General features: G+C 46.1%; 2 protein-coding genes. One reads left to right on the top strand and one right to left on the bottom strand.

The window, feature by feature from the left end; translation table 11 throughout:
- Positions 1-320 precede the first annotated feature (320 nt).
- A complete protein-coding gene (locus IM496_RS21615) occupies positions 321-983 on the bottom strand; it encodes a class I SAM-dependent methyltransferase (protein WP_194018077.1) in 663 nt (220 codons plus the stop codon).
- Between the two features lie 105 nt (positions 984-1,088).
- Between IM496_RS21615 and IM496_RS21610 the strand changes: the two genes are divergently transcribed.
- Complete coding sequence (locus IM496_RS21610) at positions 1,089-4,202, top strand: hybrid sensor histidine kinase/response regulator (protein WP_194018079.1); 3,114 nt, start codon at positions 1,089-1,091, stop codon at positions 4,200-4,202.
- Positions 4,203-4,440 lie beyond the last annotated feature (238 nt).

The raw sequence follows: 4,440 nt of genomic DNA, 5'->3' as shown, positions 1-4,440 counted from the left end.
GAAAACGGCTTTACGATATTTGGCTGGGAACACTCAATGATATAGCAAAACACTTACATTATGGCTCTTATGGATGTATTCACTCATTTTTCTATTATACGCCGCGAGCGGCGGGGAATTAGACCCGAAGAGATTAAAAGAGATGTTAAAACAGCAGGAGAGATTCACAATAAAAGGATTAGGGCGTTGCTGAATCAAGGTATGAATAACAACCTTGCACCCATCCAAAAGTTAGTTTGGGTCTAGGTTTTAAAAATCCCACAAGAGAAGATTCATATCTCAAATCAGCAACGCCAGCTTTTCTAATCTCCTTAACTTCTTCACTTTTTCATGGCCAGGGTCAAACCATCACCAATAGGAATAATACTGATATTTACCCGTTCATCCTGCTGAATTTTGGCATTAAGTGAACGGATAATTTTGGTGCGATTATCGGTGCTATCGGCCGCCGCTACCCGTCCTGACCAAAAAACATTATCGATAGCGATAATTCCGCCGCTTCTGACCAATTGTAACGCCCGTTCGTAGTAGCGATCATAATTACTTTTATCGGCATCGATAAAGACAAAATCAAAACTATTACTTTCTCCGCCAGCGATTAATTGGTCTAAAGTCTCCAGGGCCGGGGCAATTCTTAAATCGATTTTATCAGCGACACCGGCCTGCTGCCAATAACGGCGGGCTATACTGGTATATTCTTCGCTCAGATCACAGGCGATCAGCTTGCCTTCTGGGGGTAAAGCTAAGGCCACCACTAGCGCACTATAACCAGTAAAAACCCCTATTTCTAGGGTTTTTTTCGCCCCGATCGCCTGTACCAAAAAAGCCATAAACTGACCTTGTTCGGGGGCAATCTGCATAACTGCCAGGGGTTGAGAGGCAGTTTCTTGACGTAATTGAGCTAAAATTGGGGGTTCTCGCAGACAGATAGATTGATAATAGGGATAAAATTGTCGATCGAGTCCAAGAGTTTGATTGGCCATAAAAAAATTCCTAGTGGATGGAGTTATCGGGTAAAATTCTCGGTAATCTGAAGTAAAGAGAGCGTATTGGTTGACCAAAAAGGAAGACTTGGCAGGAAGCAAATCATGATGAAACCGAACTCGGATCATTTCTTTAACGAAGATCTCGAACATTTGTTAGAGAGTTTAGAAGACAAAGACACCGACGGTGACGAGACTCTAGACGAACTCAGCTTTTTATTTGAGCAGACTTCCCCGCCAGCGGCGGGGTATGGGGCTTCTCTTGACCAAACCCTGTCTTCCTTGCCCTTAGAACCGGAATTAGCAGAACTTTTTGGCGATAGCATCAATTGGGAAGAAGCCGCCACTAATGATCTTCATTCTACCCGTGGGACGGCTCCCAAGTCAGAACCAGAAGATTGGGATGATCTGGAATCGCTGCTGCTAGAAAATGCAGCAGTCCGGGATTCAGAAGCAATTATAACCATCAGCAACCCGAATTTTTACGACAGCCTCGAAGACTTAGACGCTTTTCTGGAAAAACCCACTCCACCAGAACAATCGCCACTGCCGGACATCTTTGAATCCCTAGAGGTCTTCCTCTCGGAATCCACAGCAGGGGAGCCGGTGGCGACGGCGGAACCTGTCCAATGGTTAGAATCACCGGAAATTGCCTCAGAAAGCTCCCCAGAGGATGAATTCAAGGATTTAGAAAAACTCCTCGAAGAAACCAATCAGGTGATGGCAGCAAATCCGGCCTCCAGTTTCAGTCCACTGGTCGGGTTAAATAACCTGCGTCCCCTTGTTGCTAAAGCTTTTGAACAGACGATGCGGGTGCCAATCAAACAATTGGACAACCTCAGCAATCTGATCGGGGAACTGGTGGTTAAACGCAATCGCCTTGAACAGGAACAGGATCGCCTGCGTCTCTTTTTAGATAATTTGCTTAACCAAGTCCAAAATCTCAGCGATGTGGGCGGTCGGATGCAGGATCTCTATGAAAGAAGCCTCCTAGAAGGGGCTTTACTGGCTAGTCGCAATGCTGGTGGTGCCATCGGTTACGGTGGAGTTCAGGGAAAAAATCAGGGCAATTCGACTATGACTGGGGAACTAGATGCCCTAGAGATCGACCGTTTTACCGATTTCCACTTATTATCCCAAGAGATGATCGAATTGATCGTGCGAGTGCGAGAATCGGCCTCTGATATTCAATTTGTCGTCGATGAAACCGATCAGGTGACGCGCAGTCTGCGACAGGCTACCACTCAACTACAGGAAGGGATGACCAAATCGCGCATGGTTCCCTTTAGTCAAACTGCCGATCATCTACCCCGGGCAATTCACGATATTTCCCTGAAACTGCACAAACAAGCCAAATTAAAAGTGGAAGGGGGGGATGTTCTCATCGATCAGATGATCCTTGAACATCTCAATAGTCCCATGATCCATCTGGTCAACAATGCGATCACCCACGGCATTGAATCACCCCAAGAACGCATGGCCAAAGGCAAACCTGTCCACGGTACGATCTGGGTCCGGGCATTCCTACAGGGCAATCAAACCGTGATCACCGTTAGTGATGATGGGGCTGGTATTGATGTTAATCTGGTTAAACTTAAGGCGATCAAAAAAGGCCTGATCAGCGATCGGGAAGCTCAAAACCTCAGTACCCAAGAAGTCTATGAAATTCTTTTTCATCCCGGTTTTAGTACCAAAGATCAGGCCGATGATTTTTCCGGCCGTGGGGTGGGTTTAGATGTGGTGCGGATCAGTTTAATCGATGTGCGCGGGACTGTGACTATTGACTCGGTACTGGGCAAAGGAAGCACTTTTACCCTCCGTTTACCCCTAACCCTGAGTATCTGTAAGGCCCTCTGTTGTGTTAGTAATCATGCTCGCATTGGTTTCTCTATGGACGGAGTGGAAGATATGAGGGATTTCCGGTCCCGGGATATCCAAATAGATGGGGAGGGACGGCCCTGCGTTTTCTGGCAAAACACTTTACTACCTTTCCAACCCCTGAGCGATTTGCTTTCCTACAATCGGCAACTTAGTCGCGGTAGTTTTTACACCGGCAAACAGGAGGAAGACTCTTTTTCGATCGTAATCCTGCGCGGTGGTAATAATCTCCTCGCGGTACAGGTGGATCAAGTGATTGGGGAACAGGAGATCGTGATCAAACAGATCGAAGGACCGATTCCGAAAACGGCTGGGATTGCTGGGGCGACGGTTTTAGGGGATGGTACGGTGATGCCCGTCGGCGATGTGTTAGAGTTAATCGACATCGCCAGGGGTCGTCTGCGTATCGATAACGGTGGTCTTTGGCACCAATCTGTACCGCCTGTAGATGTGGAAACTAGCCAAAAATCCGAGGCTATGGTTCTGATTGTCGATGATTCGATTACTGTTCGGGAATTGCTCTCTTTAAGCTTTAGTAAAGCTGGTTATCGTGTGGAACAGGCCCGGGATGGTCAAGAAGCTTGGGAAAAATTACGCGGTGGTTTGCCCTGTGATATCGTTTTCTGTGATATCGAGATGCCCCGCATGAATGGCCTGGAATTACTGTCTAATTTGCAAAAATCCCCCCGATTAGCGGCGATTCCCGTGGCTTTATTGACTTCCCGAGGCTCGGAACGTCATCGTCAGGTGGCGGCGAAATTAGGGGCTAGTGGTTATTTTACCAAGCCCTACACGGAAAGAGATTTAATCTCGGCAGCTGAAAGAATGATTGCAGGGGAAGTATTACTAGCTAATAGTATTAAAGCCACTTCTAATCAGTCTTTATCCTCCGATACAACAATTATTGATAGTAATCCCGCTAATTTGTTGGCACAATCGAGTCCTCTCGTCTTGATTGTCGATGATTCGTTAATAGTGCGGGAAATGTTAATGATTTCTTTGGTTAAAGCTGGTTATCGCATTGAACAGGCCCGGGACGGTTTAGAAGCATGGGAAAAATTACAGGCCGGATTAGCTTGTGATCTGATTCTCTGCAATATCGAAATGCCTCGCCTCAATGGGTTAGAATTGCTCTCTCGTCTGCAAGAGGATGAACAACTTCAGGGGATACCAGTGGCTATAATTACCTCGCGCGGGACGCAAAAAATGCAGCATCTCGCCGCCGCTAAAGGAGCAAAAGGTTATTTTGTCAAGCCCTGGATTGAGGATGTTTTACTGTCAGCAGCCCAACGTTTAATCGCTGGTGAGGTATTAATCCAAAAAGAAAATTCCGTGGATTAGCTGAGGTTAAATAGCTGGTTATATTAAATTAAAAATGGATTTTAGGTTCGATCCCCCCTTAGTCCCTAGGGCTGTTTCATTCTCCCATCAGAATATTAAAAGTAAAAGCGATCACTGCCAGGTAAAATGATAAGTGACCGCCAACCTTTTAAATATATGTTGAGCTTAATAGAAAAACTGAAACAAGTCAAGGACTTTCGGAAAGATAAAGGAAAAAGACACCCTTTATGGATAGTAT

Origin of the sequence: Microcystis sp. M049S2 (assembly GCF_020245625.1) — a bacterium.
Lineage (GTDB): Bacteria > Cyanobacteriota > Cyanobacteriia > Cyanobacteriales > Microcystaceae > Microcystis > Microcystis ichthyoblabe_A.
Note: the sequence above shows the minus strand (reverse complement) of the source record. Positions and strands in the feature narration are given on the sequence as shown.